A 26,290-nucleotide genomic window follows, 5' to 3' on the forward strand; every position below is an offset into this window, starting at 1 on the left:
CTGGCCACTGCTCCGCTCTCCCGAAAGGTCGTCTCCCATGCAGCACCGTCCCCTCGGCCGCACCGGCCGCGACGTCTCGGCCATCGGCCTCGGCACCTGGCAGCTCGGCGCCGACTGGGGCGATGTCTCCGAGGACGACGCGCTCGCCGTCCTGGAGGCGTCGGTCGACCGGGGTGTGACCCTCTTCGACACCGCAGACGTCTACGGCGACGGGCGGAGCGAATCGCTCATCGGACGATTCCTCGCCGCACGCCCCGGGCACGCGATCACCGTGGCGACGAAGATGGGGCGTCGCGTGGAGCAGAGGGCGGAGAACTACACGCCCGAGGCCTTCCGGGCCTGGAACGACCGTTCACGCGCCAATCTGGGCGTCGAGACCCTCGACCTCGTGCAGCTGCACTGCCCCCCGACCGAGGTAATCGAATCCGACGCGGTCTACGACGCCTTGGACGCGCTCGTCGCCGACGGCCGGATCGCCGCCTACGGGGTCTCCGTCGAGACCGTCGCGCAGGCGCTCGCCGCCATCGCACGACCGCACGTCACCAACATCCAGATCATCTTCAACCCGTTCCGTCTGAAGCCCCTCGACGAGGTGCTCCCTGCGGCGGCCGCTGCACAGGTGGCCGTCTTCGCGCGGGTGCCCCTGGCGTCGGGCCTGCTGTCGGGGAAGTACACCGCCGACACGACGTTCGCCGAGAACGACCATCGCAGCTACAACCGTCACGGTGAGGCGTTCGACCGCGGGGAGACCTTCTCGGGGGTCGACTACGAGATCGGTCTCGCCGCGGCATCCGAACTGGCGCGTGCCCTGCCTGAGGGAGTGAGCCTCCCGGCGGCGACCCTCGCCTGGATCGCCTCGCAGCCCGGTGTCACCACCGTCATCCCGGGTGCGCGCAATGTCGCGCAGGCGACGTCGAACGCCGCGGCCGGTGCGCTGCTCGACGGTGGCGCCGATCTCAGCGGCTTCGACGCCGCCGTGCACGAGGTCTACGACCGCCACCTGTGCGCAGCCATCCACCCGCTGTGGTGACCCGCGGCGCGCGATCCGGCGAGTTCTCCACAGCGACGGATGCTTCGCCGGGACGGCTTCCGCGGTTCTGTTAGCTTCGCTCGCGTGTCAACGGCTCTGGAGATCACGGCGTTCGCCTACCTCGGGGTGATCAGTGTCGTGCTCGCCGTCATCGATGTGCGCCACCATCGTCTGCCGAATCGGATCGTGCTGCCCAGCTACGGCGTCGGCGGAGCCCTTCTCCTGGGTGCGGTGCTCTTCGGAGCGCCGGCGCCCGCACTCGGGCGTGCCCTGGTCGGGATGATCGTCCTGTTCGGCTTCTACCTGCTGCTTCGCATCCTCTCCCGCCGGGGCCTCGGGGGTGGGGACGTCAAACTCGCCGGCGTCCTCGGGCTCTACCTCGGCTGGCTGGGGTGGGACGCCCTCGCGATCGGCGCTCTCGCCGGCTTCGTCGTCGGCGGCGCGACGGGCGTCCTCCTGATGCTCGCCCGACGCGCCGACCGCCGCACCCGCATCGCCTTCGGGCCCGCGATGCTCATCGGCGCATGGCTCGTGATCGGAGTGAGCGTCGCCGGCACCGTCGCCGGGCCCGTGGTCGCATAAGCCCCTACCCTGCGCCCGGTCATTTCTCAACGGCCCCGACGCGGGTGGCGTCACCCCATAGTTTGTGGGTGGGACATCAGTCATCGACCGTCGACGGGGGACTCCGCCCATGCCGAATCTGATCGAGCGGGTGATCGCACGCGCGCTCACGCTGAAGCCCGTGCGCGCCCTTCTGCTGTACACCGAACGACAGGGCCCGATGCTCGCCGACAGTGTGACGTACCGCACGTTGTTCAGCCTGTTCGCCGGGGTGCTGCTCGGCTTCTCCATCGCGTCGCTGTGGCTCGCCGGCAATCCTGTCGCCTGGCAGGCTCTGATCGACGCCGTCGATTCCGCGGTGCCCGGCCTCGTCGGCGAGGGCGGCCTGATCGACCTCGATGACATCCAGGCGCCCGCGGGTCTCACCGTGACGGGGGTGATCGCCTCGATCGCTCTCGTCGGCGCCGCCATCGGCGCGATCGGGTCGCTCCGCACGGCCATCCGGCGGCTCGCGAACGAACTGACCGACGACTCGTTCTGGCTGTGGGTGTTGCTGCGCAACCTGCTGCTCGCGATCGGCATCGGCGCGGCGCTGGCCGCATCGGCCGTGGCCACGGTCGTCGGCAGCGCGGGGATCTCCCTCTTCGGCGGGTGGCTCGGGCTCGCCGAGGACGACCTGCTGCTGCAGATCGCCACGCGGGCCACCACCATCGTCGTGGTCTTCCTCCTCGATGCCGCCGTCATCGCCGTGGCGTTCCGCTCGCTGTCGGGCACGAAGCCGTCGCGACGCTCGCTCCTCAGCGGCTCTCTCCTCGGCGCCGCGGGGCTCACCGTTCTGCAGCAGCTGTCGAGCCTCTTCATCGGCGGTGCGGGGTCGAACCCGCTGCTGGCGACCTTCGCTTCGCTCATCGCGTTGCTGCTGTGGCTGAACCTCTCGGCGCAGGTGATCCTCATCGCGTCGGCCTACATCGTCACCGGCATCGAGGAGGATGTCGACCGGGTGCGCGCCCGTTTCGGCGCGAGGACCTTCCTCCAGCGGCGCGTCAAGCGCGCCGAGCTGTCGGTGCAGGCCGCCGCTGATGAGCTGGACGCGGCCCGTGCCGCCGAGGCGGGGGAGCGGAGGATGAAGGCCGACGCCGCCGCGAAGGCCAACCGGAAGAAGGACGAAACGACGCCATCGGATGCCGGGGCGCGACGTGACGATCGCTGACACCCCTTCGGTGGCCCATCTGCGGGTTCCGACCTACCGGGCGGCCGACATCCGCGCCGCTGAGGCCCCGCTCCTCGCTGCCGGGGTGCCGCTCATGGCGCGCGCCGCGCACGCGCTGGCGGAGATCGCCGCGGCGCGGCTCGCTGTGGCATCCGTTCGCCGCGCACTCGTCCTCGCCGGCAGGGGCGACAACGGTGGGGACGCCCTGTTCGCCGGTGCCGAGCTTGCCGCGGCCGGGCTGGGTGTGGATGTCCTGCTCGTCGGTGATGACGCCCATGACGCCGGCCTCGCCGCCGCGGTCGCGGCGGGGGCCCACAGGGTCGACCTGAGCCGGCTCGACCTGCGTGAGTACGGGCTCATCCTCGACGGGATGATCGGGCTCGGCGGCCGTGGATCGCTGCGCGGCGGTGCACGCGAGGCGGCGATCGCCCTCGCCCCGGATGCTGCGGCGGGTCCGCGGATCCTCGCCGTCGACCTGCCGAGCGGTCTGGACCCGGACATCGGGGAGGGCGACGGACTCGTGCTGCCCGCCCACGAGACCATCACCTTAGGCGCCGCGAAGGCGGGTCTGGCCCGGGGGCGCGGCCCCGCGTTGGCGGGGCGCATCACCCTCGTCGACATCGGCCTGGCGCTCGCCGGCGCCGTACCGGTCGGCGAGATCGAGATCGCGGAGGTCGTCCGGGCCTGAGCCACCGGCTCTAACGGGCGTGATGCTCCACGAACGCCCGCAACAGACGCGGCGGGTGGGTCACCGGCGCCCGACGCACGGCAGCGAGCGTGAGCTCCAGCTCGTCGGCGGCGAAGTAGCCATAGCCGGCGTAGGCGTGCACCCGCGTCTGCATGCCGTCGAGGTCGAGTTCGGGGTGGAACTGCGTGGCGTAGACGTTGCGACCGACCCGGAACATCTGCACCGGACAGGTCGGTGACGACGCCAGCAGCACCGCCGAGTCGGGGAGGACCGACACCGCCTCCTTGTGGCCGACGTAGGCGTCGAAGGTGCGCGGGAATCCCGCGAGCAGCGGGTCGGCGGCGCCGGCGTCGGTGAGGCTCACGGGCACGACGCTGATCGGCTCGGAGTACGTGCGGTCGATGACGGCGCGCTGGTGGCTCCCGAGGGTTCCGATCCCGTAGCAGGCGCCCAGGAACGGGAAGTCGCGTGCGACCACCTCATCGAGCAGACGGGCGAACTCCGCCTCGACGCGCCGCTGCACCGGCGACTTCTTCTCCGGCGGATCGGAGGCGTTGAACGGACCACCGCCGACGAAGATCCCCGACAGCGCGTCGAGGTCCAGATCGGGGAGGGGACCCGCCTCCATGCGGACCCGGAGGAGGTCGCGCTCCTCGAGCCCGGTGAAGCGCAGGAAGAGGTCGTACTCCTCGTCGGCGGGAACGTCCTCCGCGCGGGTGGCGAGGAGGACGAAGGGTTTCGGCCCGGTCATCCCGCGTACGTCACAAGGCCCAGCTCCACCGGGGACACCAGGAACGGATGCCGCGGCACGACCCGCACCGTGTAGCCGAAGGTGCCGGTGAGCTGCAGCGGCAGAGAGCCGCGATAGGGGGTGATCCCGTCCACGGCCGTCCCTTGGGCCTCCAGCGGCACGGCGGTGCGGTCGGCGCCGATGACATCGTCCTCGTCGGTGCGTCCGTAGACCAGTTCCACCACGACATCGTCGGGGGAGAGGCTGTCCAAGCGCACGGATGCCTCGATCTCGAGGGTTTCGCCGGTCGACGCCCGGGAGGTGGCATCGGAACCCTCCACATGGGCGATCGCCACGGTGCCCCAGGCGCTGCGCACCCGGCTGACGAACGCGGCGAGCGAGCGGGCCTGGGCGAAGTCATCGGCACGAAGCGCGCGATCGTTCACCGCGGAGGGCACGTAGAGGCGCGTGACGTAGTCGCGCACCATCCGGTCACTGGTGACCTTCTTGCCGAGGTCGGTCATCGTGTGGCGCACCATGTCGAGCCACCCGGCCGGCACACCTCCCGTGCGCTCGTAGAAGCGCGGCACGAGCTGGTGCTCGATGAGGTCGTAGAGCGCGGCCGCCTCGGCATCGTCCCGCTCCTCGTCGGTCGCCGCCGTGTCGGCGGTCGGGATGGCCCAGCCGTTGCGGCCGTCGTACCACTCGTCCCACCAGCCGTCGAGGATCGACAGATTCAGCACCCCGTTCAAGGCGGCCTTCATGCCCGACGTGCCGCACGCCTCGAGGGGCCGCAGCGGATTGTTCAGCCACACGTCGCAGCCGGGGTACAGGGTCTTCGCCAGCGTGATGTCGTAGTCGGGGAGGAACACGATGCGGCCGCGCACCCGCGGATCGCGGCTGAACCGCACGAGCTGCTGGATCAGGATCTTGCCGGAATCGTCTGCCGGATGGGACTTGCCGCCGATGACCAGCTGAACCGGTCGCTCGGGATCGGTGAGGATGCGCGTGAGGCGCTCAGGGTCGCGGAGCATCAGCGTCAGACGCTTGTAGGTCGGTACGCGCCGGGCGAAGCCGATCGTCAGCACGCCCGGGTCGAGGATGTCGTCGATCCATGCGGGAACCGCAGCGTTGCCCGCCGAACGGGCGGCTGCGGTCAGACGCCGCCGGGCCTCGGCGACGAGCTCCTGCTTCATCTGGGTGCGCACCCCCCACAGCTCCTGGTCGCTGACGACCTCGCGCGAGCGCCAGTCGTGGCGATCGGTGTGCGCGTCGCCGAAGACGCGCTCGCTCAGGCCGGTGAGGGCGGGGTGCACCCAGGTCGGGGCGTGGACGCCGTTGGTGATCGAGGTGATCGGCACCTCGTCGGTGTCGACACCCGGCCAGAGGGCCCCGAACATCCGTCGGCTCACCGCGCCGTGGAGGAGCGACACCCCGTTGGCGTGCTGCCCGAGATGGAGTCCGAGAACGGCCATGTTGAACACGTGAGGGTCGCCGCCGGGGTAGGACTCCCGACCCAGGTCGAGGGCGGGATCGGCGGGGAGGGACGTGAACAGCGGGCTCTGCAGATACGTGGCGACCAGATCGCGGGGGAAGCGGTCGATACCGGCGGGAACCGGCGTGTGGGTGGTGAAGACGGTCGAGGCCCGCACCTGCGCGAGCGCCTGGTCGAAGCTCAAGCCCTCGTCGACGATGAGCTCCGACATCCGCTCCAGGCCCTGGAATCCCGCGTGGCCCTCATTGGTGTGGTACACCTCGGGGCGCGGCGTGTCGGTCTGGGCGCACCACGCCCGTACCGCTCGTACGCCGCCCACGCCGAGGAGAAGCTCCTGCAGGAGGCGGTGCTCGCCGCCCCCGCCGTAGAGGCGGTCGGTCACCTGGCGGAGGTCGTCGGGGTTGCTGGGGGTGTCGGCGTCGAGGAGCAGCAGGGGGACCCGACCGATCTGGGCAACCCAGATGCGGGCGGCCAGGTGCCGCCCGGCGGGGAGGTCGAGTCCGATCTCGACCGGGGCCCCGTCGCCATCGCGGAGCAGGGTCAGACCCAGACCGTAGGGGTCGAGCAGCGGATAGCTCTCCCGCTGCCAGCCGTCGTCGCCGATCGACTGACGGAAGTACCCCGCGCGGTAGAACAGCCCGACGCCGGTGAGGGGCACGCCGAGGTCGGACGCGCTCTTGAGATGGTCGCCGGCGAGGATGCCGAGGCCGCCCGAGTACTGCGGAAGCGTGCCGTCGACGCCGAATTCGGGGGAGAAGTAGGCGATGTGGACGGGCTTGTCGCCGTCGAGTCCCTGGTACCACCGGTCGTCGCGGAGGTAGGCGTCGAGGCGCTCCGCCTCGGCGTGGACGCGGGCGACGAAATCCGTGTCCTGCGACAGGGCATCGAGCCGTTCCTGCCCGAGCGCGCCGAGGAGCTGCTCGGGATTGCCGCCGACCTCCTCCCACCGCGCGGGATCCATCGAGGCGAACAGTGCCTTCGTCTCATCCGACCAGGCCCAGCGCCAGTTGGTGGCGAGGCGGTCGAGCGGGGCGAGCTGCTCGGAGAGAACGGGACGAACGGCGAACGTGCGGATGGCCTTCACGCTGTGAAGTGTAGGCGAGCGGGATGAAGCGCAACCCCGCGACCGAGCAGATCGCCGTCGATACACTCGGAGGATGGCTATTGCACGATTGCACGGTGGTCCGCTGGACGGGCAGGTCCTGCCCCTGGAAGCTCCCGACCTCGATTCGCTCATCGTCCCCTACGGCGAAGGGCAGGTCGTCTACCGCCGCAAGGGCGAGGCGCAGCACACCGGCGAGCACGACGGGCCGACCGAGGCGGAGTTCTGGTTCGTGGAGGCGACCGATGAGATCGGACCCTCGAACGACGACTGAGCCGGACGAGCCGACCCGTTCCCTGGAGATCGAGATCAAGCTCGACGTGGACGCGGATACGGCGGCTCCGGACTGGCGGGGCCTTCCGGAGGTGGCGGAGCTGACCGGACCCGAAGTCCGCGAACTCGACGCCCGGTATTTCGACACCACGGATTTCGCCCTTGCGCGTGCGGGGTATGCGCTGCGCCGGCGCACCGGCGGTCCCGATGCCGGGTGGCATCTGAAGGGACCGCGTCACGGTGCCGGCCGGGTGGAGCTCGGGTGGCCGCTCGAGGAGGGCGACGCTCTTCCCGCGGCGGTGCAGGCCGAGATCCGACGCCTCACAGCCGATCCGGTGCGCCCGATCGCCCGGGTGCGCAATCGCAGGCTGGCTGTGCAGATGAAGGATGCCGCGGGCGACGTCGTCGCGGAATTCCTCGACGACCACGTGCAGACCCGCGACGAGGCGACCGGGACGGAGCGCTCCTGGCGTGAGTGGGAGATCGAACTCGGGCCCGCGGCGCCCGATGACGCCGAGCGCTTCCTGAGCGAGATCGCCGACCTCGCCCGAAACGCCGGCGCCCGCCCTGCATCGTCGGAGTCGAAGATCGGGCGGGCGCTCGGGCGGTAGGTCGGCTACAGGTTGATCATGTGCCCCACGAGGCCGTGGAAGCCCTCCTGGAGAGCTTCCGACAGCGTCGGGTGCGTGTGCACGTTGCGCGCGGCCTCGAGCGCGGTGAGGTCCCACTTCTGGGCGAGGGTCAACTCGGGCAGGAGCTCTGAGACATCGGGGCCGATGAGGTGACCGCCGAGCAGTTCGAGGTGCTCGCCGTCGGCGATGAGCTTGACGAAACCGACCGGCTCGCCCAGGCCGTTCGCCTTGCCGTTGGCGCTGAAGGGGAACTTCGCCACCTTCACGTCGTAGCCGGCGTCGCGGGCCTGCTGCTCGGTCAGACCGAACGATGCGACCTGCGGGGTGCAGAACGTCGCGCGAGGCATCATCCGGTAGTCACCGAGCGGCATGGTCTCGGCCTTGCCGATCGTCTCGGCGGCCACCACGCCCTGCGCCTCGGCGACGTGCGCCAGCTGCAGCTTCGCGGTGACGTCACCGATGGCGTAGATGTGCGGCACGTTGGTGCGCATGTAGTCGTCGATGCCGATCGCACCGCGCTCGGTGAGCTCGACGCCGGTCTTGTCCAGCCCGTAGCCCTCGACGTTCGGAATCCAGCCGATCGAGACCATCACCTTGTCGGCGTCGATGGAGCCGCTGGTCCCGTCCTTGCCGGTGTAGGCGACGGTGACCTTGTCGCCGTGATCGGTGACGGTGTCGACCTTGGTGGAGGTGAGGATGTCGATGCCGTACTTCTTGTACTGGCGCGCGATCTCCTTCGAGACGTCGACGTCCTCGTTCGGCAGTGCACGATCGAGGAACTCCACGATGGTGACCTTCACGCCGTAGTTCGACATCACGAAGGCGAACTCCATGCCGATCGCGCCGGCGCCGACGATGACGATGGAGGAGGGGAGATCGCGGGAGAGGATCTGCTCCTCGTAGGTGACGATGTTCCCGCCGATGTCGACGCCGGGCAGCTGGCGGACCTTCGCGCCGGTCGCGATGATCGCGTTGTCGAACGTGACCGTCTCGGTCCCGCCGTCCGATTTCTGCACCTGGATGGTGTTCGCGTCGACGAAGGTTCCACGACCGTCGTACTCGGTGACCTTGTTCTTCTTCATCAGGAAGTGGATGCCCTTGACGTGGGTCTCGGCCACCTTCCGGCTGCGGTCCCATGCCACTCCGAAGTCGAAGTGCACGTCACCGGAGATTCCGAAGAGGTCGGCCTTGTGGAGCACCTGGTGCGCGAGGTCGGCGTTCTTGAGCAGAGCCTTCGAGGGGATGCACCCGACGTTCAGGCAGACGCCCCCCCAGTACTTCTCTTCGATGATGGCGACGGAAAGACCGAGCTGGGCGCTCCGGACGGCCGCGACGTACCCGCCGGGGCCGGCGCCGAGGATGACGACGTCGTAGTGAGGCATGCTTCCAGCCTATCGGTCGGCACCGCCGCCGGTGCCGCCGGTGCGGCCCCGCGCGCGGGCGAGCAGGAGGGCGACGATCGCCCCACCGGCGGCGGCCGCGACGACCCCGACGATGATCCACGGCACGATCGCAGCCGTCGACGACGCGGGTTCGCCTGCGTCGGTCGGCGACGGGGTGGCCGAGGGCGTCTCCGATGCCGAGGTGGACGGGGATGTGGACGCGTCGGGCGCCGTCGGAGCCGCCGTGGCGTCGGCGCTCGGCGATGGTGCGGCCCCTTCCGCGACGGTGAACGACAGCTCCCCGGAGATCGGGTGGCCGTCGCTGGAGACCACCTTCCAGAGCACCGTGACGGCACCGGGCTGGGCCGCGGTGAGCGGCTGCGACACGACGTTGTCGGTGATGGCGGGTGATCCGTCGACGAGCGCCGTGCCGGCGGCATCCGTCACTTCGATCACCGTGGCCCCGGGTTCCTGCGAGATGAGACCGCTGAAGGTGAGGGTGACCGCCGCGGGGGTCTGGTCGATCGTGCTGCCGGGCGCGGGGTCCGATGCGAGCAGCTCGTCGTGCGCGGATGCGGCGACAGGAAGGGCGAAGACCGCCGTCAGCGCCACGACGACGCCGAGGAACGCCCGAGCGGGGGAGAAGCGAAGACCGGAACGACTCACGATTCCCACGCTACGGGGGTCTTCATCAACGAAGCCTGGACGCCTAACCTGGGCTCAGGCGGGTGCACCTGCCCCGTCGCGCGAGACGAGAGCGAGGTACGGGATGGACCGCATGATGATGGATGCGATGGGCTCGACGTCGATGATGGGCGGCGACACCCGCATGGACATGGACCTGATGCAGGCGTGCATGGATGCCTGCGCCGCCTGCGAACAGGCCTGCACGGTCTGCGCCGCGCAGATGATGGACTGCGCGCCGGCATGCATGAACTGCGCCGACATGTGCAACACGATGCTGCGGGCGATGCTGCGGATGTCGGGCATGACACCTGCCGTGATGGTGTCGATGCTCGACGCGTGCATCGCGATGTGCCAGCTCTGCATGGACGAGTGCATGCGCCACGCCGACATGAGCGAGGTGTGCCGCATGTGCGCGCAGTCCTGTCAGGCCTGCATGGACGCGTGCATGGCGATGCGGGAGTCGGTGCTCGCGCAGGCCTGACCTCCCGGCGCCGGTCGGGTCAGAGGACGGCGATGTTGGCGCGGGTGCGCCCCACGGCCAGGGCGTGGTGACGCGCGTGCAGGGCGACGGGCGCGCCGGGTTCCAGGCCCTCGATCGGGGACGCCGACCACACGTCGATGCGCGTTCCGTCGAGGGTGTGGAGCACGATGACCTCGCCCGCGACCGACGTGACGATCGCGTCGCTCCATTCGAGCGGGGTGGCGGCGATCAAGCGCGCCTGGATGAGGTGCATCGCGTGACCGGGGGCGACCGAGGTGCAGGAACGTCCGAGCATGCACATGCAGGCTGCGCGACCCTTCACCTCGACGGGCGTGGGGAAGCGGTGCGGACTCGACACGTCAGACTCCTGTGGGTAGGTTCGGATGTCGGCCAGATTAGGTCGCGGCGACGCCGCGGTCATCCTCGCCGACACAGGCCGAAACAATCGCCCTGCGGCGTCGTCGTCGACAGGCGCGTCGAGCCGGTCGTCAGGGCGTGAACGCGTCGGATAGGCTGGCTCACCGAAGGAGGGCACGACGTGGACGACAATCGGCGACCAGATTCTGGTGACATCCGACGCCTGCCGGGCGATGACGGCGCCGATCGCGGTTCGGACACGACGCAGACGTTCGGCCACGACGCCGACCTGTCCTTCGTCCCCTTCGGCAGTGCTCTGAACACCGCGGAGCTCGAGTCGATCGACGCGCTGCCCTCAGGCGCAGCACTGCTGCTGGTGCGCTCGGGCCCCACAGCGGGTGCGCGCTACCTGCTCGACACCGACGTCACCACGGTCGGTCGTCACCCCGAAGCAGACATCTTCTTCGACGACGTCACCGTCTCGCGCCGGCACGCGGAGATCACCCGACAGGGAACGGCGTTCGAGCTGGTGGATCAGCGCTCGCTGAACGGCACCTACGTCAACGGCGAGCGGGTCGACCGCGCTGTGCTCACCAACGGCTCGGAGCTTCGCATCGGCAAGTTCCGCCTCAACTTCTTCGTCTCGCCCGCAGATCTGCCGCAGGCGGGCTGATGGCTCCGGCCTCCTCCGCCCGCCAGCGATCATCGTCAGCGGGCCTTCTCAGCATCGGTCAGGTGCTCGCGAGGCTGTCGCCGGAATTCCCGAGTCTGACCTCGAGCAAGCTGCGGTTCCTCGAGGTGCAGGGGATCGTGACCCCGGTTCGGACCGAGTCGGGGTACCGCAAGTTCTCGCCGGCCGACCTCGACCGCCTGCGATTGGCCCTGACGCTCCAGCGCGACCACTACCTGCCCCTCAGCGTCATCCGCGACTACCTCGCCGACGTCGACGCCGGGCGCGACCCCGCCCCGCCGACCTCCGCGCCGCCGCCATCGATCGTCCCGGCGCCGCGCCGGTACCGTCGGGATGAACTGCTGGCAGCCGCCGGCGCGGCGCCGCAGCTGCTCAACGACGCCATCAGCACCGGGATCATCACCGCCGCCGAGAGCTACACCGATCAGTCGGTCACGCTTCTGAGGGCCCTCGTCGCCCTGGATCGTCACGGCATCGAGCCGCGTCACGTCCGCAGTGTCAAGCAGAGTGCAGAGCGCGACGCCTCGCTCATCGAGTCGTCCCTCGCGCCGCTGCTGCGCCGGACGGACGCCGCTTCTCGGGGACGAGCGGGAGAGGCCGCGCCCGAACTCGCGCGCAGACTCGAAGAGGTGCGTGCGATCCTGTTGCGCTCCGCCCTCGATCGTCTTCTCGGATGAGGCGCCGCAGCCCCGATCGGCCGCGACACGCCGACGCGTTGACGCGGATGTCGTTGCCCGGGGGGCGGGGCTCATCTAGCGTGGAGTGCGCACCCCGTTCCGTGAGGAGGATCGCATGACCGCTCGTGAAGCGGCCGACGAAGCCGGCTTCGTCGCCGACCTCCTGTTCACCGACGGGCTCCCGCAGATGGACGATGAGGTGGGCTACCGCGGCGCGGTCGCCGCCCGCGCCGCCGGGATCACCTACCGGCAGCTGGATTACTGGGCCCGCACGCAACTGGTCGAGCCGACCGTGCGGGGAGCGAACGGCTCAGGATCGCAGCGGCTGTACGGCTTCCGCGACATCCTGGTCCTCAAGCTCGTCAAGCGGCTGCTCGACACCGGAATCTCGCTGCAGCAGATCCGCACCGCGGTGGAGCAGCTGCGTGCCGCAGGCATCCGCGACCTCGCCGGCACGACGCTCATGAGCGACGGCGCCTCGGTCTACCTCTGCACCTCGAACGACGAGGTCATCGACCTGGTCAGCCGTGGGCAGGGCGTGTTCGGCATTGCCGTGGGCAAGGTCCTGCGCGAGGTCGAGTCGACTCTGGTGGAGTTTGATCCCCAGGCTCCCGACCCCGTCGACGAGCTCGCTGCACGCCGCACCGCGCGCTCGGCCTGAGCCGAGCCGGTCTGCCTCATCGGCGGCGGCGGACGCCGCGGGGGTCAGACGCGGGTTTCGCCCGGAGTCGGGATGCGCCCCGTGCGGATGACGCGGTCCAGCAGCGCGTCGAAGTCGGCGGCGAGCTCCTGCGCCGAGTCTCCCGGCCAGATGTGGAGCGGCTTCGCGGCGCCCTGCGCCTGCTGGAGCGACGTCCGCTCGGGAAGCTGCGGGCTCAGGACGAGCGGACCGAACATGTCGCGCAGCTCCTTGATCCGGAACTGGTGCTCGATCGACTGGGGACGCACGCGGTTCACCACGAGGCCCAGCGGCTGGAGCCGGGGGGAGAGGCCTCGACGGATCTCCTCGATGGCGCGCAGCGCGCGGTCGGCGGCGGCCACGGAGAACAGACCGGGCTCGGTGACGACGATGACGCGGTCGCTCGCGGCCCACGCGGTGCGCGTGAGGGCGTTGAGCGAGGGCGCGCAGTCGATGAGGACGAGATCGTAATCGGCCTCGATCGTGGCGAGGGCCTCTTCGAGCTTCCACACGTCGCGAACGCTCGGGTGCGGTCCGTCGAAGTTGATCGCGGACGGGCTGCCGATCATCACGTCGATCGTCCCGGGGTGCACCTTGGCCCAGCCGGAGGAGGTGATCGCCTGGCGGACGACCTTCTCCTTGGGATTGGCCAGGACATCGGCGATGTTGAGGCGACCGGCGACCTGGATGTCCATCCCCGTCGACACGTCGGACTGCGGGTCCAGGTCGACGACCAACGTCCGGACGCCGCGTGCGAAAGCGGCGGAAGCGAGTCCGAGCGTCACGGTCGTCTTGCCGACCCCGCCCTTGAGCGAGCTGACGGAGAGTACGTGCACGAGGCACTACGTTACCGTCCCCTAGGCTGAGAGCACACTCAGCCCAGACCACACGGCCCAACCGCGAGGTGTGCATGTTCGAGAAGATCCTGGTCGCCAATCGCGGTGAAATCGCGATCCGCGCCTTCCGTGCCGCGTACGAACTGGGAGCCCGCACCGTCGCGGTCTTCCCCTTCGAAGATCGAGGATCGCTGCACCGGCAGAAGGCCGACGAGTCGTATGTGATCGGCGAACCGGGTCATCCGGTGCGCGCTTACCTCGATGTCGACGAGATCATCCGGGTCGCGCTGGAATCCGGCGCAGACGCCATCTACCCGGGCTACGGATTCCTGTCGGAGAACCCCGAGCTCGCCTCTCGGGCCGCGGAGAACGGCATCACCTTCATCGGTCCTCCCGCCCGCGCGCTGGCGATGGCGGGGAACAAGGTGACCGCGAAGGAGCACGCCATCGCCGCGGGTGTTCCGGTGCTGCGCTCGACCGAGGCTTCCGATGACGTCGACGCTCTCGTCGCGGCGGCCCCCGACATCGGTTTCCCGATCTTCGTCAAGGCCGTCGCCGGCGGCGGCGGTCGCGGCATGCGTCGTGTGGAGACCCCGGGTGAGCTGCCGCCCGCGATCGCCGAGGCGATGCGCGAGGCCGGCGCGGCATTCGGCGACCCGCGCGTGTTCCTCGAGCAGGCGGTCGTCCGGCCCCGGCACATCGAGGTGCAGATCCTCGCCGATGCGACGGGCCACACCGTTCACCTCTTCGAGCGCGACTGCTCGGTGCAGCGCCGCCATCAGAAGGTCATCGAGATCGCGCCCGCCCCGAACCTCGACGACGAGCTGCGTCAGCGCATCCACCGCGATGCGGTCGCCTTCGCCGAGTCGATCGGTTACGTCAACGCCGGCACCGTCGAGTTCCTCGTCGACACGGCGGGGGAGCGTGCGGGCCAGCACGTCTTCATCGAGATGAACCCCCGCATCCAGGTCGAGCACACCGTCACGGAGGAAGTGACCGACGTCGACCTCGTCCAGTCGCAGATGCGCATCGCCGCGGGCGAGAGCCTGGACGACCTCGGACTGTCGCAGGACCGGATCGTGCTCCGCGGCGCCGCGTTGCAGTGCCGCATCACCACGGAGGATCCCTCGCAGGGGTTCCGACCCGACACCGGCCGTATCACTACCTATCGCTCTCCCGGCGGCGCCGGCATCCGCCTCGACGGCGGAACGACGGCTGCGGGCTCGCAGATCAGTCCACACTTCGACTCGATGCTCGCCAAGCTCACCTGTCGAGGGCGTGACTACCCGGCCGCCGTCGCGCGGGCCAAGCGCGCGCTGGCGGAGTTCCGCATCCGCGGCGTCGCCACCAACATCCCGTTCCTGCGCGCCGTCCTCGACGATCCCTCCTTCCTCGAGGGAGACCTCAGCACCGCGTTCATCGAGGAGCGCCCGCGCCTGCTCACCAGCCACCCGTCGCGAGACCGCGCGACCAAGCTGCTGAACTGGCTGGCCGATGTCACGGTGAATCGGCCCTACGGCGAGAAGCCGGTCTCGGTCTCTCCCGGCAGCAAGCTCCCGGACATCGATCTGCTCGCCCCGGCCCCGGCGGGTAACCTGCAGCGTCTGCGCGAGCTGGGTCCCGCAGGTTTCGCCCGCGCCCTCCGGGAGCAGACGCCGTTGGCGGTGACCGAGACCACGTACCGCGACGCCCACCAGTCACTCCTCGCCACCCGTGTGCGCACGCGCGACCTGGTCCGCTGCGCGCCGCACGTGGCGCGGATGACTCCCGAGCTGCTGTCGATCGAGGCCTGGGGCGGTGCGACCTACGACGTGGCGCTGCGGTTCCTCGCCGAGGACCCCTGGGAGCGCCTCGCGGCGATCCGCGATGCCGTTCCCAACATCCCGGTCCAGATGCTGCTGCGCGGCCGCAACACCGTCGGCTACACGCCGAGACCGGTCGAGGTCACCGACGCCTTCGTCCGTGAAGCCGCGTCGACGGGCGTGGACATCTTCCGCATCTTCGACGCCCTGAACGATGTCGACCAGATGGTCCCCGCCATCCGCTCGGTTCTCGAGACCGGCACCGCCGTCGCCGAGGTCGCTGTCTGCTACACCGGCGACCTCCTCAACCCCGCCGAGCAGCTGTACACGCTGGACTACTACCTGCGCCTGGCGGAGCAGATCGTCGCGTCGGGGGCGCACATCCTCGCGATCAAAGACATGGCCGGGCTCCTGCGTCCGGCCGCGGCCGCACGCCTGGTTGCGGCCCTGCGCGACCGCTTCGATCTCCCGGTGCACCTGCACACGCACGACACCGCAGGTGGCCAGCTGGCGACTCTCCTCGCTGCGAGCGCCGCCGGAGTCGACGCCGTCGATGCGGCTGCGGCGCCCCTGGCCGGAACGACCAGTCAGCCGTCGCTGTCGGCGCTGGTCGCGGCCCTTGCGCACACCGACCGCGACACCGGGATCGACCTGCAGGCGGTGAGCGACCTCGAACCCTACTGGGAGGGCGTGCGGCACCTGTACCGCCCCTTCGAGTCGGGACTGGACGGGCCCACCGGCCGGGTGTACCACCACGAGATCCCCGGCGGTCAGCTCTCGAATCTGCGCCAGCAGGCGATCGCGCTGGGCCTCGCCGACGATTTCGAACTCATCGAGGACATGTACGCCGCCGCCGACCGCATCCTCGGACGCATCCCGAAGGTGACGCCCTCGTCGAAGGTGGTCGGCGATCTCGCCCTCGCACTGGTCGCGGCGGGGGCCGACCCGGCCGACTTCGCCGAGAATCCGCAGAACTACGACATCCCCGACTCCGTCGTGGGGTTCATGGCCGGCGAGCTGGGAGACCTTCCCGGAGGCTGGCCCGAGCCGTTCCGCACGAAGGTGCTGGCCGGTCGCACCGTGTCCATCGAGATCCCGCCGCTCACACCGGAGGAGAAGGAGGGGCTGGACGGCGACGCCCCATCGCGGCGCCGGACCCTCAACCGCCTGCTCTTCCCCGGTCCCGCACGCGAGTTCGAGAAGGCGCGTGAGACGTACGGCGACCTCTCGAGCCTCGGCACCCCCGACTATCTGTACGGACTCAAGCCCGGCGAGGAGCACGTCGCCGAGATCGACCCGGGCGTGCAGCTCTACGTCGGCCTCGAGGCCATCGGTGAAGCCGATGCCAAGGGCATGCGGACGGTCATGACCACGCTGAACGGGCAGCTCCGCCCCGTCTACGTGCGGGACCGCAGCATCAGCGTCGAGACCCGTCAGGCCGAGCGGGCCGACACGTCTCGACCCGGGCAGGTCGCTGCGCCGTTCGCGGGCGTCGTCACCGTCAAGACCGAGGTCGGCACCACGGTGACCGCGGGCGCGCCGATCGCCTCGATCGAGGCGATGAAGATGGAGGCGGCGATCACCGCGCCCGTCGACGGCGTCGTCGAGCGCGTCGCGATCGCCGCGACCGCGCAGGTCGAGGCGGGCGACCTTTTGGTCGTCATCCGCCCCGCGCACTAGCCTGGAACGGCGCCTCACCGTGAGTGCGCAGTGATGTGCCTGTTCCAGGAGACCCGCAGTGACGCCCGACGCCTTCGATGAAACGCCCGAGGACGACGATGAGAACGGCGTCCTCCCCGACACCGTGAACATCGATACGACCGCTCTCGGAGTACTGAGCGGCCAGACCGCGCAAGTCAGTGTCATCCTTCCCTCCTCGACCGACGACGACGCTCTCGACGACGAGGACGTCGTCGACGATGAGATCCTGCCGGCGACCGACGACGCGGAGACCCCCGTGCGCGAGGCTCCGGATGCCGCGGACACGGACTCGCCGGTGAGCGGGCCGATCGCCATCGAGCCCCCCGCCGAGACCGCCGAGGCGGAGATCGTCGAGGACGACGCACAGCCTGAGCACGCGGACGACGACGCGCACGCCGCCCACCCTGATCACGTGGATGCCGAGATCGTCGAGGACGCGCTGGAGCCCGCCACCGCGGTCGCCGCCGCGGCCGGCGGGGCTGCTGCGGAGACGGTGGCATCCGATCCGGTTCCCGCGACCACGGCGTCATCGGACGTCGTATCGACCCCGACGAGTGCCGGGCCCGCGTCGGGCATCAGCGCGCGGACCACGCGCACCGGTTCCGTCCCCGCGACGCGATGGGAGCTGCAGCATCCCGATCAGCCCGAGCGCCCGCAGCGCGCCCGTTCAGCGGAGCGCGTGACGACCCGCAACGAGGTCGCCCTGTCCTCCAAGCGCCTCGGCGAGTTCGAGGGGGGCCGGGAGACCCCCGATCTCCTCACCGCCGACCGGCTGCTCGATCAGCGCCACCTCGTCCGGGCCGAGCCCGAGGGAATGTGGCGTCACCTGGTCTACTCACTGACCGGCCGGCGGGTGAACCTCGGTGACAGCAAGCGCGCGCGAGCCCGCAAGGAGCTCGACCGTCGCATCGGCGCACCCCTGACCGGCGGAGCACGCTTCGTCCCCGTCCTGTCGCGAAAGGGCGGTGTCGGCAAGACCACCGTGACTACGCTCCTCGGCATGGCGCTGGCCGATGCACGCGACGATCGCGTCATCGCCGTCGACGCCAACCCCGACCGGGGGACGCTGGCCGAGCGCATCGCCCGGGCCAACGGCAAGACGGTCCGCGATCTCGCGCGTGCCCGCTCGGAGGTCAGCGGCTACAACGACATCTCGCAGATCGTCGCGCGCGACGAGACCCGACTTGACGTCCTCGCCTCCGACGCCGACCCGCGGGTGTCGGAAGCCTTCAGCGACCGCGACTACCACGACGTGGCCACGCTCGCGGCGCACTATTACTCCATCGTGCTGACCGACACCGGCACCGGTATCGTCCACTCCGTCATGGGCGCCACGCTCGAGCTCGCCGATCAGCTCGTCGTCGTGGCCGGCCTGAGCGTCGACGAGGCGCGCCTGGCATCGGAGACCCTGACGTGGTTGGAGACCAACGGATATGCCGAGCACGTGAAGAACGCCGTGGTCGTGCTGAACAACTCCCGGCCCGGTCCGCCCGTCGTGCGGCCAGACGAGCTGGAGATTCACTTCCGAAGCCGCGTCCGCGCCGTGGTCAGGATGCCGTTCGACCCGCAGATCGCCGCGGGGAGCGCCATCACCTTCCGCGACCTCCAGCCGGCCACGCGCCTCGCAGCGCGCGAGTTGGCGGCGACCGTCGTCGAGGGCCTGCGGACCCTCGCCCCGGCCGCGTGAGCGCGATCCGATGACGGTTCGGCCCATCCGCCTCTTCGGCGACCCGGTGCTGCGCGCCCCGAGCGCGCCGATCACGACGATCGACGACGGCGTCCGCGCCCTGGTGCAGGACCTGCTCGACACGGTCGAGCTGCCGGGTCGCGCGGGCGTCGCCGCACCGCAGATCGGCGTGCCGCTGCGGGCGTTCAGCTACAACATCGACGGCGACATCGGGTACATCCTCAATCCCGTCCTCGAAGAGGTCTCGGGCGAGCCTGTGCCCACGGGGGAGGGATGCCTGTCGGTCCCCGGCCTCTGGCACGACGCGCTGCGTCATCCCTACGCCCGGGTGCGCGGTATCGACCTCGACGGAGCGGAGCTCATCATCGAGGGCGAAGGCCTTCTCGCCCAGGCGCTCCAGCACGAGACCGACCATCTCGACGGCATGCTCTACTTGTCGCGGCTGCGCCCCGAGGATCGCAAGATCGCGATGCGCGAGGTGCGCGAGTCCGACTGGTTCTGACACGAGCCGGGTCGATGCCGCTCAACGGCGTCGACCCGGCTCGTGCCCGCCGTCGGGTCAGGGGATCGAGACGTTCGTGGTGTTGACCGGGGCGGAATAGATCTCGTCGATCTCCGCGGCGAAGTCGTTCACGATCGTGTGCCGCTTGATGCTCATCTTCGGGGTGAGGTGGCCGCTGGCCTCGGTCCACTCCGACGGCAGGATCGTGAACTTGCGGATGGACTCCGCGCGGGAGACCGTGGTGTTGGCGTTGTCGACGGCGCGCTGGACCTCGGCACGGACCTTCTCGTTCTTCGCCGCGTCGGCCAGCGACATGTCGCCCGGCAACCCGTTGTTGGCAAGCCACGTGGGCAGCATCTCGGGGTCGAGCGTGACCAGCGCCGAGATGAACGGCTTCTGATCGCCCACGACCACGACCTGGCCGACGATCGGGTTGGCGCGGATCGGATCTTCCAGCGCCGCGGGGGCGACGTTCTTGCCGCCGGCGGTGACGATGATCTCCTTCTTGCGCCCGGTGATCTTGAGGAACCCCTCGGCGTCGAACGAGCCGATGTCGCCGGTCTTGAACCAGTCGCCGTCGAACGCGGCCGCGGTGGCCTCGGGGTTGCGCCAATACTCCTTGAAGACGTTGATACCGCGCACCTCGATCTCGCCGTCGTCGGCGAGTCGCACGCTCACCCCGGGAAGTGCCGGACCGACCGTGCCGATCTTCGACTTGGTGGCGAGGTTTACCGTGGCCGGAGCGGTGGTCTCGGTGAGGCCGTAGCCCTCGAGGATCACGACGCCCAGGCTGTGGAAGAAATGCCCGAGCCGCTCGCCGAGGGGCGCGGAGCCCGACACCGCGTAGGTCACCCGGCCGCCCATCGCCGCCCGGAGCTTGCTGTAGACCAGGCGGTCGAACAGACGGAACTTCAGCCGCAGGCCCAGCGGGATCTTCTTGCCGTCCTGCAGCAGGGCGGAGTGCTCGATCGCCGCATGGGCGGCCGCGCGGAAGATCCGCCCCTTGCCGCCGGCCTCGGCCTTCTGCTCGGCGGAGTTGTAGACCTTCTCGAACACCCGCGGCACCGCCAGCAGGAACGTCGGCTGGAATGACCCGAGCGCGGGCAGCAGCTGCTTGGTGTCGGGCTGGTGCCCGGTCTTCACGCCCGCGTGGACGTTGAGGATCGAGATGAACCGGGCGAAGACGTGCGCCGTGGTGATGAACAGCAGAGTGGATGCTCCGGGCGTCTGCACCACTTCGCTCAGCGCGACCGCCGAGTTCCGTGCCAGCTCGACGAAGTTGCTGTGGGTGAGGACGCACCCCTTCGGGCGGCCCGTCGACCCGGAGGTGTAGATGAGGGTGGCGATGTCGGCGCCGACCGCGAGGTTGCGACGACGCTCGATCTCGTCCTCGGTGACGTCCTTGCCCTGGGCGACGAGGGTGTCGAGATCGCCGGACTGCATCTGCCACACCGAGCGGACCAGCGGGAGCTCTGCCCTGACCTCGGCGACGCGGCCGGCGTGCTCGGCCGATTCCGCGATCACGGCCACGGCCCCGGAGTCGGCGAGGATCCAGGAGATCTGCGCGGCGGAGCTCGTTTCGTAGATCGGCACCATGACGGCACCGGCGAAGAAGATCGCGAAGTCGACAAGCGTCCAGTCGTAGGTCGTGCGGGCGATGAAGGCGACCTTGTCGCCGGGCTCCACGCCAGCGGCGACCAGGCCTTTGGCCAGGGCGATGACCTGGGACTGGAACTGGGCGCCCGTGATGTCTCGCCAGCCGTCTCCTTCGGGGACGGCGAACAGCGGGCGCTCGGGGGTCGCCTTGACGCGCTCCACGAGGAGGTCGCTGATGTTGGCTTGGGGGTCGGCGGGGACCACGGCCGGAACATCGAATTGGATCACGGCAACTCCTTCGGTACCGATTCGGTCGGATGTCCTCAGATTCTAGTCGAGGCATATCCGGCCACGCAGTCCGCGGGGCCGCGACTAGACTCGATCCGCCTCCTCGGGCGGGGCCCAGGACGGAAGGGATGCGCGTGCTCACAGTCGGGATCGACATCGGTGGGACGAAGATCGCCGGCGGCGTCGTCGATCAGGAGGGCCGCATCCTCGACAAGGGACGTGTGGACACCCCCACCGACACGGCCGAGCTCGCTGCCGCCGTCGTCGGGATGGCCCGGTCGTACATCGATCGCTACGACGCGGTCGCCGTCGGTGTCGCCGCAGCGGGCTTCATCGACAAGGCGCAGGCCACCGTCATCCACGCTCCCAACATCGCCTGGCGCAACGAACCCCTCAAGGCCGTGCTCGAGGCGGGGATCGGGCGACCGGTCACCATCGAGAACGACGCCAACGCCGCCGGGTGGGCGGAGTTCCGCTTCGGTGCGGGCGCCGCGGTCGACGACATGGTGATGCTGACCATGGGAACCGGCGTCGGGGGAGCGGTCATCATCGGCGGCCGGATGTTCCACGGCGGCCACGGGATCGCCGGTGAGCTCGGCCACATCCGCTTCACCCGCAACGGTCTGCCATGCGGGTGCGGCCAGAACGGATGCCTCGAACAGTACGCCTCGGGGCGCGCGCTGCAGCGCGAGGCCAACACCATCGCCGATTCCGGCGGCCTCGGCGAGGCTCTCGCCGAGGCACGCGCCACGCACGGAACGCTCACCGGTCACGCCATCTCCGACCTGATCCTGGCCGGCGACCCCGGCGCGCTCGAGGCGCTGCGGCGCGTCGCCACGGCCCTCGGCGAGGCCTGCGGTGGGTTCCAGGCCGTCCTCGATCCCGAACTCTTCGTCATCGGCGGGGGAGTGGCTCAGCTCGGCGACATCCTTCTCGAGCCTGTGCGTCTGGCCTACGAGACGTCGCTCCCGGGGTACGGCGAACGACCCGTGGCCGATTTCGCGATCGCCCGACTCGGCAACGACGCCGGCCTCATCGGTGTCGCCGACCTCGCCGGCCGGGAGGCGTGAACGTCGATGTTCTACTGGCTGATGAAGTACGTGGTCATCGGACCCATCCTCAAGGCCATCTTCCGGCCGTGGGTCGTCGGTCGGCGCAACGTCCCCGCGGAGGGCGCGGCGATCCTCGCGAGCAACCACCTGTCGTTCGCCGACTCGATCTTCCTGCCGCTCATGATCGACCGGCCGATGTCGTTCCTGGCCAAGAGCGACTACTTCACGGGCAGGGGTCTGAAGGGCTGGGCGACCCGCGTCTTCTTCAAGGCCACGGGGCAGCTCCCGATCGACAGATCCGGCGGCAAGGCCTCTGAGGCATCGCTGAACACCGGCCTCCAGGTCCTCGGCCGAGGTGATCTGCTCGGTATCTATCCCGAGGGCACCCGCAGCCCTGACGGCAAGCTGTACCGCGGTCGCACCGGCATCGCGCGGATGGCGCTCGAGGCCCGCGTCCCCGTCGTCCCCGTCGTCATGGTCGACACCGACACGATGATGCCCATCGGCACGCGCGTTCCCCGCGTCGCGCGGGTGGGCGTCGTCATCGGCGAGCCGCTGGACTTCTCCCGCTTCGCGGGCATGGAGGGCGACCGCTACATCCTGCGTTCGATCACCGACGAGATCATGGTGGCGCTTCAGCGACTGGGGGCACAGGAGTACGAGGATGTCTACGCCTCCACGGTCAAGGACCGCCTGAAGCCCAGGGGCAGAGCGGCGTAACAACCCCGGAGGAGCGCACCGGAGGGATGGGCGGCGTCGCTAGACTGAGCGGATGCTCGCTCCCCTCGACGGTCTCGATCACTGGCGTTCCCTGCCCATCAAGCAGCAGCCCCAGTGGTATGACCTCGATGCCGCGGCGGCGGCCTCCGCGGAGCTGGCCACCCTCCCGCCGCTCGTCTTCGCCGGTGAGGTCGACATGCTGCGCGAGCGTCTCGGCCGCGCAGCGGCCGGGCAGGCCTTCCTGCTGCAGGGGGGAGACTGCGCCGAGACCTTCGCGGGTGCCACGGCGGAGCAGATCCGCAACCGCATCAAGACCGTGCTGCAGATGGCTGTCGTCCTCACGTACGGCGCATCGATGCCGGTCGTGAAGATGGGGCGCATGGCGGGGCAGTTCGCCAAGCCGCGCTCGAGCGACACCGAGACCCGCGGCGAGGTGACGCTGCCGGCTTACCGTGGCGACATTGTCAACGGGTACGACTTCACCGAGGAGTCCCGCAAAGCCGACCCGGCACGGCTGCTGAAGGGGTACCACACCGCCGCGTCGACGATCAACCTCATCCGGGCCTTCACGCAGGGCGGCTTCGCCGATCTGCGCGAGGTGCACAGTTGGAACCAGGGATTCGCCAAGAACCCCGCCAACCAGCAGTACGAGCGGCTCGCGGGCGAGATCGACCGCGCCATCAAGTTCATGGAGGCGGCGGGCGCCGACTTCGACGAACTCAAGCGCGTGGAGTTCTACACCGGGCACGAGGGTCTGCTCATGGACTACGAGCGCCCGATGACCCGCATCGATTCGCGCACCGGCACGCCGTACAACACCTCGGCCCACTTCGTCTGGATCGGGGAGCGCACGCGCGACCTCGACGGCGCGCACATCGACTACTTCTCGCGCATCCGCAACCCCATCGGCGTGAAGCTCGGGCCCACCACCACGCCCGAGACGGCTCTCGCCCTCATCGACAAGCTCGATCCGGAGCGCGAGCCCGGCCGACTGACGTTCATCACCCGCATGGGTGCCGGGAAGATCCGCGACGCACTGCCGCCCCTCCTGGAAGCCGTCCGGGACTCCGGCGCGATGCCGCTGTGGGTCACCGATCCGATGCACGGCAACGGCATCACGACCCCCACGGGCTACAAGACGCGTCGGTTCGACGACGTCGTGGACGAGGTGCGCGGGTTCTTCGAGGCGCACCGGGCGGTCGGCACGTTCCCCGGCGGCATCCACGTCGAGCTCACCGGCGACGACGTGACCGAGTGCCTCGGCGGATCGGAGATGATCGACGAGGCCACCCTTGCGACGCGCTATGAGTCGCTGTGCGACCCGCGCCTGAATCACATGCAGAGCCTGGAACTGGCGTTCCTGGTCGCCGAGGAGCTCGAGAAGCGCTGAACCGGCACCGGCGTCGGTCGGCGGCGGTGTCGACCGGTGAGAGTGTCGACCGGCGACAGTGCCGACCAGTGAGAGTGTCGACCGGTGGCGGTCTCAGCCGGTGACGGTGAGCTGGATGTAGATCCGCGTGCCGCGGACGACGAACTCCCCGGCGCCGGGGTCCATGCTGACCACCTCGGTCAGGGAGTCGGGGATGGCTGCGAAGAAGACCGCGTAGTCCACTTGGAATCCCGCATCCTCCAGGGCGGCGATGGCCCCATCGCGGGTCTGACCGACCACGTTCGGGATCTCGAACAGGGGAGGACCGGTGGAGACGATCAGCGTGACGGTGTCTCCGGGCTGCCACCAGCCGCCGCCTTCGCGATCGGCGATGCCGATGACCTCGCCGGAGGCGTAGGTGTCACTGCTCTGCTCGATGACCTGATCGGCGACCGTGAGTTGCACGCCCCCGAGTTCCGACCGGGCGGCGTCGACGGAGTCGCCCGCAACGTTCGGCACCGGGCCGCGCGAGATCAACAGCGTCGCCTCGTCGGCCTGGCGCGCGGTGCAGCCCTCGCCGCAGTCGATGTCGTCGCCGCCCGCGCGGGGGTGGATGCGCATGCCGACCACCGTGCCCGCCGGCGCGTCGGTGAAGAACTCCGCGTCTTCGCGCGTGGTGATGACGTTCTGCGCCAGCAGATCGCGCACCTGTTCGGCGGGGAGGTCGATCACCCGGCCGAGGGCGACCTCGGCGGGCCCGAGGGAGACGATGACGGTGACGAGCGCATCCTTGTCCACCCGCGCCCCCGGCGGGGGATCGGTCTCGATCACGAGACCCGTCTCCACGTCGACGCTGTACTCGCCGCGTTCCTCTGCGCGCAGCGACTGCTCGGCGAGGCTGGTCTGGGCTTCGGCGAAGGTGGCGCCACGCACATCCGGAACGGCCACGAGCGACCCGGGACCCGACCCGAACCACCAACCCGTCCCAGCGGCGAGGGCTGCGAGGATCACGACCAGCGCGATCAGCCATCCCCCCCTCGCGGCTCGGCGGCGGGTCACCTGGCGCAGACGCGCGGCGTTGTCGGTGTCGCTGACGATGGCAGCGGGTCCGGTCGCCGAGGCGGGCAGCACCTGGGTGAGCTCACCCGAGGGAAGGCCGTCGTCATCGGGGATGCCACGACCGGCGGTCCTCGTGACCTGCGGTGCGACGCCCAGCTGTCGTTCGATCTCGCGCAGTCTGTCGAGCATCTCCCGGGCATCGACCGGACGCTCGTCGGGGTTCTTCTCGGTCGACCACAGGACGAGTTCGTCCAGCTGCTCGGGAACGCCGGGGTTCTTCGCGCTCGGGCGGGGCACGGAGTCGGTGGCGTGCTGGAAGGCGATCTGCATCGGCTGCTCGCCCTTGTAGGGCTGCTCGCCCACGAGCATCTCGTAGAGCATGATGCCGAGGGCGTAGATGTCGGAGCGCGCGTCGGCCACTCCCCGCGTGACCAGCTCCGGGGCGAGGTAGGCGATCGTGCCGAGAAGCTGAGCCCCGCTGGCGGTGTTCGCCGTCGCCGCACGCGCGAGGCCGAAATCGCCGATCTTGATGCGACCGTCCTCGGCGAGGAGGACGTTCTCGGGCTTGACGTCGCGGTGGATGATGCCGGCGCGGTGTGCGGCGGCCAGGCCCGAGAGCACGGCGTCCATGATCGTGATGGTCTGCGGGATCGTCAGGCGGCGCTGCTCGCGCATCAGCTCGCGCAGCGTGATCCCCGGCAGGTACTCCATGACGAGGTAGGCCATGTCGCCGTCCTGGCCCTGGTCGAAGACGTTGACCACGTGCGGATCGGCCAGCCGCGCGGCGGCACGGGCCTCCTGGATGAAGCGGCTCTGGAAGACGGAGTCGTCGCTGAGGTGGCCATGCATCACTTTCAGGGCGATGCGGCGCTCGAGCCTCAGGTCGGTGGCCACGTACACGGTCGCCATGCCCCCGCGCGCGATGCGCGCACGGACCCGGTATCGGCCGTCGACGAGACGTCCGATCAGCGGGTCGGCCTGCTGACTCGTGCTCACGGTCAGA

General features: G+C 69.8%; 24 protein-coding genes. 16 read left to right on the top strand and 8 right to left on the bottom strand.

The genetic code is table 11. The features are described from left to right. Positions 1–37: 37 nt before the first annotated feature. From DT073_RS08435 to DT073_RS08450, 4 genes are all read left to right on the top strand, one after another. Entirely contained in the window at positions 38–1,030 is a 993-nt protein-coding gene (locus DT073_RS08435; protein WP_124292983.1) for an aldo/keto reductase, read from the top strand. An 84-nt stretch (positions 1,031–1,114) separates the two neighbouring features. Then, positions 1,115–1,612 (top strand): prepilin peptidase, encoded by a 498-nt coding sequence (locus DT073_RS08440; protein ID WP_240638435.1) that lies wholly within the window; start codon positions 1,115–1,117, stop codon positions 1,610–1,612. A gap of 109 nt (positions 1,613–1,721) precedes the next feature. After that, the gene (locus tag DT073_RS08445) at positions 1,722–2,801 is read left to right on the top strand and encodes a YihY/virulence factor BrkB family protein (RefSeq protein ID WP_124292985.1); all 1,080 of its coding nucleotides are present in this window, start codon (positions 1,722–1,724) and stop codon (positions 2,799–2,801) included. Further along, complete coding sequence (locus tag DT073_RS08450) at positions 2,788–3,489, top strand: NAD(P)H-hydrate epimerase (protein WP_240638442.1); 702 nt, start codon at positions 2,788–2,790, stop codon at positions 3,487–3,489. Before DT073_RS08445 ends, DT073_RS08450 begins: the two co-directional genes overlap by 14 nt. A gap of 10 nt (positions 3,490–3,499) precedes the next feature. Here the strand turns inward: DT073_RS08450 and DT073_RS08455 are convergent, their stop codons facing one another. Further along, complete coding sequence (locus DT073_RS08455; protein WP_124292987.1) at positions 3,500–4,240, bottom strand: glutamine amidotransferase; 741 nt, start codon at positions 4,238–4,240, stop codon at positions 3,500–3,502. After that, positions 4,237–6,798, bottom strand: a complete 2,562-nt coding sequence (glgP, locus tag DT073_RS08460) for an alpha-glucan family phosphorylase (protein ID WP_124292988.1) — start codon at positions 6,796–6,798, stop codon at positions 4,237–4,239. The genes DT073_RS08455 and glgP overlap by 4 nt, the downstream gene beginning before the upstream one ends. Before the next feature lie 73 nt (positions 6,799–6,871). Between glgP and DT073_RS08465 the strand changes: the two genes are divergently transcribed. Both DT073_RS08465 and DT073_RS08470 read left to right on the top strand, forming a co-directional pair. Continuing rightward, a complete protein-coding gene (locus tag DT073_RS08465; protein ID WP_124292989.1) occupies positions 6,872–7,090 on the top strand; it encodes a response regulator in 219 nt (72 codons plus the stop codon). Continuing rightward, on the top strand, positions 7,062–7,700 hold the full coding sequence (locus DT073_RS08470) for a CYTH domain-containing protein (protein WP_124292990.1): 639 nt from the start codon (positions 7,062–7,064) through the stop codon (positions 7,698–7,700). The genes DT073_RS08465 and DT073_RS08470 overlap by 29 nt, the downstream gene beginning before the upstream one ends. A gap of 5 nt (positions 7,701–7,705) precedes the next feature. On the opposite strand, the gene lpdA is transcribed toward DT073_RS08470, so the two are convergent. Continuing rightward, positions 7,706–9,103 carry a dihydrolipoyl dehydrogenase gene (gene lpdA / locus DT073_RS08475; protein ID WP_124292991.1) on the bottom strand — a complete coding sequence of 466 codons (1,398 nt, stop codon included), beginning with the start codon at positions 9,101–9,103 and terminating at the stop codon, positions 7,706–7,708. A gap of 9 nt (positions 9,104–9,112) precedes the next feature. Beyond that, entirely contained in the window at positions 9,113–9,769 is a 657-nt protein-coding gene (locus DT073_RS08480) for a copper resistance CopC family protein (RefSeq protein ID WP_164478171.1), read from the bottom strand. 103 nt (positions 9,770–9,872) lie between these two features. Here DT073_RS08480 and DT073_RS08485 point away from each other — a divergent pair, with 103 nt between their 5' ends. Next, positions 9,873–10,271, top strand: a complete 399-nt coding sequence (locus DT073_RS08485; RefSeq protein WP_124292993.1) for a four-helix bundle copper-binding protein — start codon at positions 9,873–9,875, stop codon at positions 10,269–10,271. A gap of 19 nt (positions 10,272–10,290) precedes the next feature. Here DT073_RS08485 and DT073_RS08490 read toward each other — a convergent pair whose 3' ends face one another. Further along, positions 10,291–10,629 carry a hypothetical protein gene (locus tag DT073_RS08490; protein WP_205782911.1) on the bottom strand — a complete coding sequence of 113 codons (339 nt, stop codon included), beginning with the start codon at positions 10,627–10,629 and terminating at the stop codon, positions 10,291–10,293. A 180-nt stretch (positions 10,630–10,809) separates the two neighbouring features. On the opposite strand from DT073_RS08490, the gene DT073_RS08495 reads away from it, so the two are divergent. From DT073_RS08495 to DT073_RS08505, 3 genes are all read left to right on the top strand, one after another. After that, positions 10,810–11,301 carry an FHA domain-containing protein gene (locus DT073_RS08495; protein WP_124292994.1) on the top strand — a complete coding sequence of 164 codons (492 nt, stop codon included), beginning with the start codon at positions 10,810–10,812 and terminating at the stop codon, positions 11,299–11,301. Further along, positions 11,301–11,996: a transcriptional regulator FtsR gene (gene ftsR, locus DT073_RS08500; protein WP_124292995.1), complete on the top strand. Its 696-nt coding sequence runs from the start codon at positions 11,301–11,303 to the stop codon at positions 11,994–11,996. The genes DT073_RS08495 and ftsR overlap by 1 nt, the downstream gene beginning before the upstream one ends. A gap of 115 nt (positions 11,997–12,111) precedes the next feature. Beyond that, a complete protein-coding gene (locus DT073_RS08505) occupies positions 12,112–12,657 on the top strand; it encodes a MerR family transcriptional regulator (RefSeq protein WP_124292996.1) in 546 nt (181 codons plus the stop codon). 44 nt (positions 12,658–12,701) lie between these two features. Here the strand turns inward: DT073_RS08505 and DT073_RS08510 are convergent, their stop codons facing one another. After that, positions 12,702–13,511, bottom strand: a complete 810-nt coding sequence (locus DT073_RS08510) for a ParA family protein (protein WP_124292997.1) — start codon at positions 13,509–13,511, stop codon at positions 12,702–12,704. 74 nt (positions 13,512–13,585) lie between these two features. On the opposite strand from DT073_RS08510, the gene DT073_RS08515 reads away from it, so the two are divergent. The 3 genes from DT073_RS08515 to DT073_RS08525 are packed head-to-tail and all read left to right on the top strand — an operon-like array spanning position 13,586 to position 19,203. Next, positions 13,586–16,993 carry a pyruvate carboxylase gene (locus DT073_RS08515; protein ID WP_124292998.1) on the top strand — a complete coding sequence of 1,136 codons (3,408 nt, stop codon included), beginning with the start codon at positions 13,586–13,588 and terminating at the stop codon, positions 16,991–16,993. 58 nt (positions 16,994–17,051) lie between these two features. Then, on the top strand, positions 17,052–18,701 hold the full coding sequence (locus DT073_RS08520) for a MinD/ParA family ATP-binding protein (RefSeq protein ID WP_205782912.1): 1,650 nt from the start codon (positions 17,052–17,054) through the stop codon (positions 18,699–18,701). A 10-nt stretch (positions 18,702–18,711) separates the two neighbouring features. Then, positions 18,712–19,203 (top strand): peptide deformylase, encoded by a 492-nt coding sequence (locus DT073_RS08525; RefSeq protein WP_124292999.1) that lies wholly within the window; start codon positions 18,712–18,714, stop codon positions 19,201–19,203. 57 nt (positions 19,204–19,260) lie between these two features. Here DT073_RS08525 and DT073_RS08530 read toward each other — a convergent pair whose 3' ends face one another. After that, positions 19,261–21,087 (bottom strand): AMP-dependent synthetase/ligase, encoded by a 1,827-nt coding sequence (locus DT073_RS08530; RefSeq protein WP_124293000.1) that lies wholly within the window; start codon positions 21,085–21,087, stop codon positions 19,261–19,263. A 134-nt stretch (positions 21,088–21,221) separates the two neighbouring features. On the opposite strand from DT073_RS08530, the gene DT073_RS08535 reads away from it, so the two are divergent. Genes DT073_RS08535 through DT073_RS08545 form a run of 3 tightly spaced genes read left to right on the top strand, consistent with a single transcriptional unit; the run spans position 21,222 to position 24,249 of the window. Next, positions 21,222–22,157 (top strand): ROK family glucokinase, encoded by a 936-nt coding sequence (locus DT073_RS08535; RefSeq protein WP_124294431.1) that lies wholly within the window; start codon positions 21,222–21,224, stop codon positions 22,155–22,157. 6 nt (positions 22,158–22,163) lie between these two features. Next, on the top strand, positions 22,164–22,859 hold the full coding sequence (locus DT073_RS08540; protein WP_124293001.1) for a lysophospholipid acyltransferase family protein: 696 nt from the start codon (positions 22,164–22,166) through the stop codon (positions 22,857–22,859). A 52-nt stretch (positions 22,860–22,911) separates the two neighbouring features. Beyond that, positions 22,912–24,249 (top strand): class II 3-deoxy-7-phosphoheptulonate synthase, encoded by a 1,338-nt coding sequence (locus tag DT073_RS08545; RefSeq protein WP_124293002.1) that lies wholly within the window; start codon positions 22,912–22,914, stop codon positions 24,247–24,249. A 93-nt stretch (positions 24,250–24,342) separates the two neighbouring features. Here the strand turns inward: DT073_RS08545 and pknB are convergent, their stop codons facing one another. After that, positions 24,343–26,283, bottom strand: coding sequence for a Stk1 family PASTA domain-containing Ser/Thr kinase (gene pknB, locus DT073_RS08550; protein ID WP_124293003.1), 1,941 nt, complete (start codon positions 26,281–26,283; stop codon positions 24,343–24,345). Positions 26,284–26,290 lie beyond the last annotated feature (7 nt).

The sequence above is a fragment of the Microbacterium sp. ABRD28 genome (genome assembly GCF_003850245.1).
Taxonomy (GTDB): domain Bacteria; phylum Actinomycetota; class Actinomycetes; order Actinomycetales; family Microbacteriaceae; genus Microbacterium.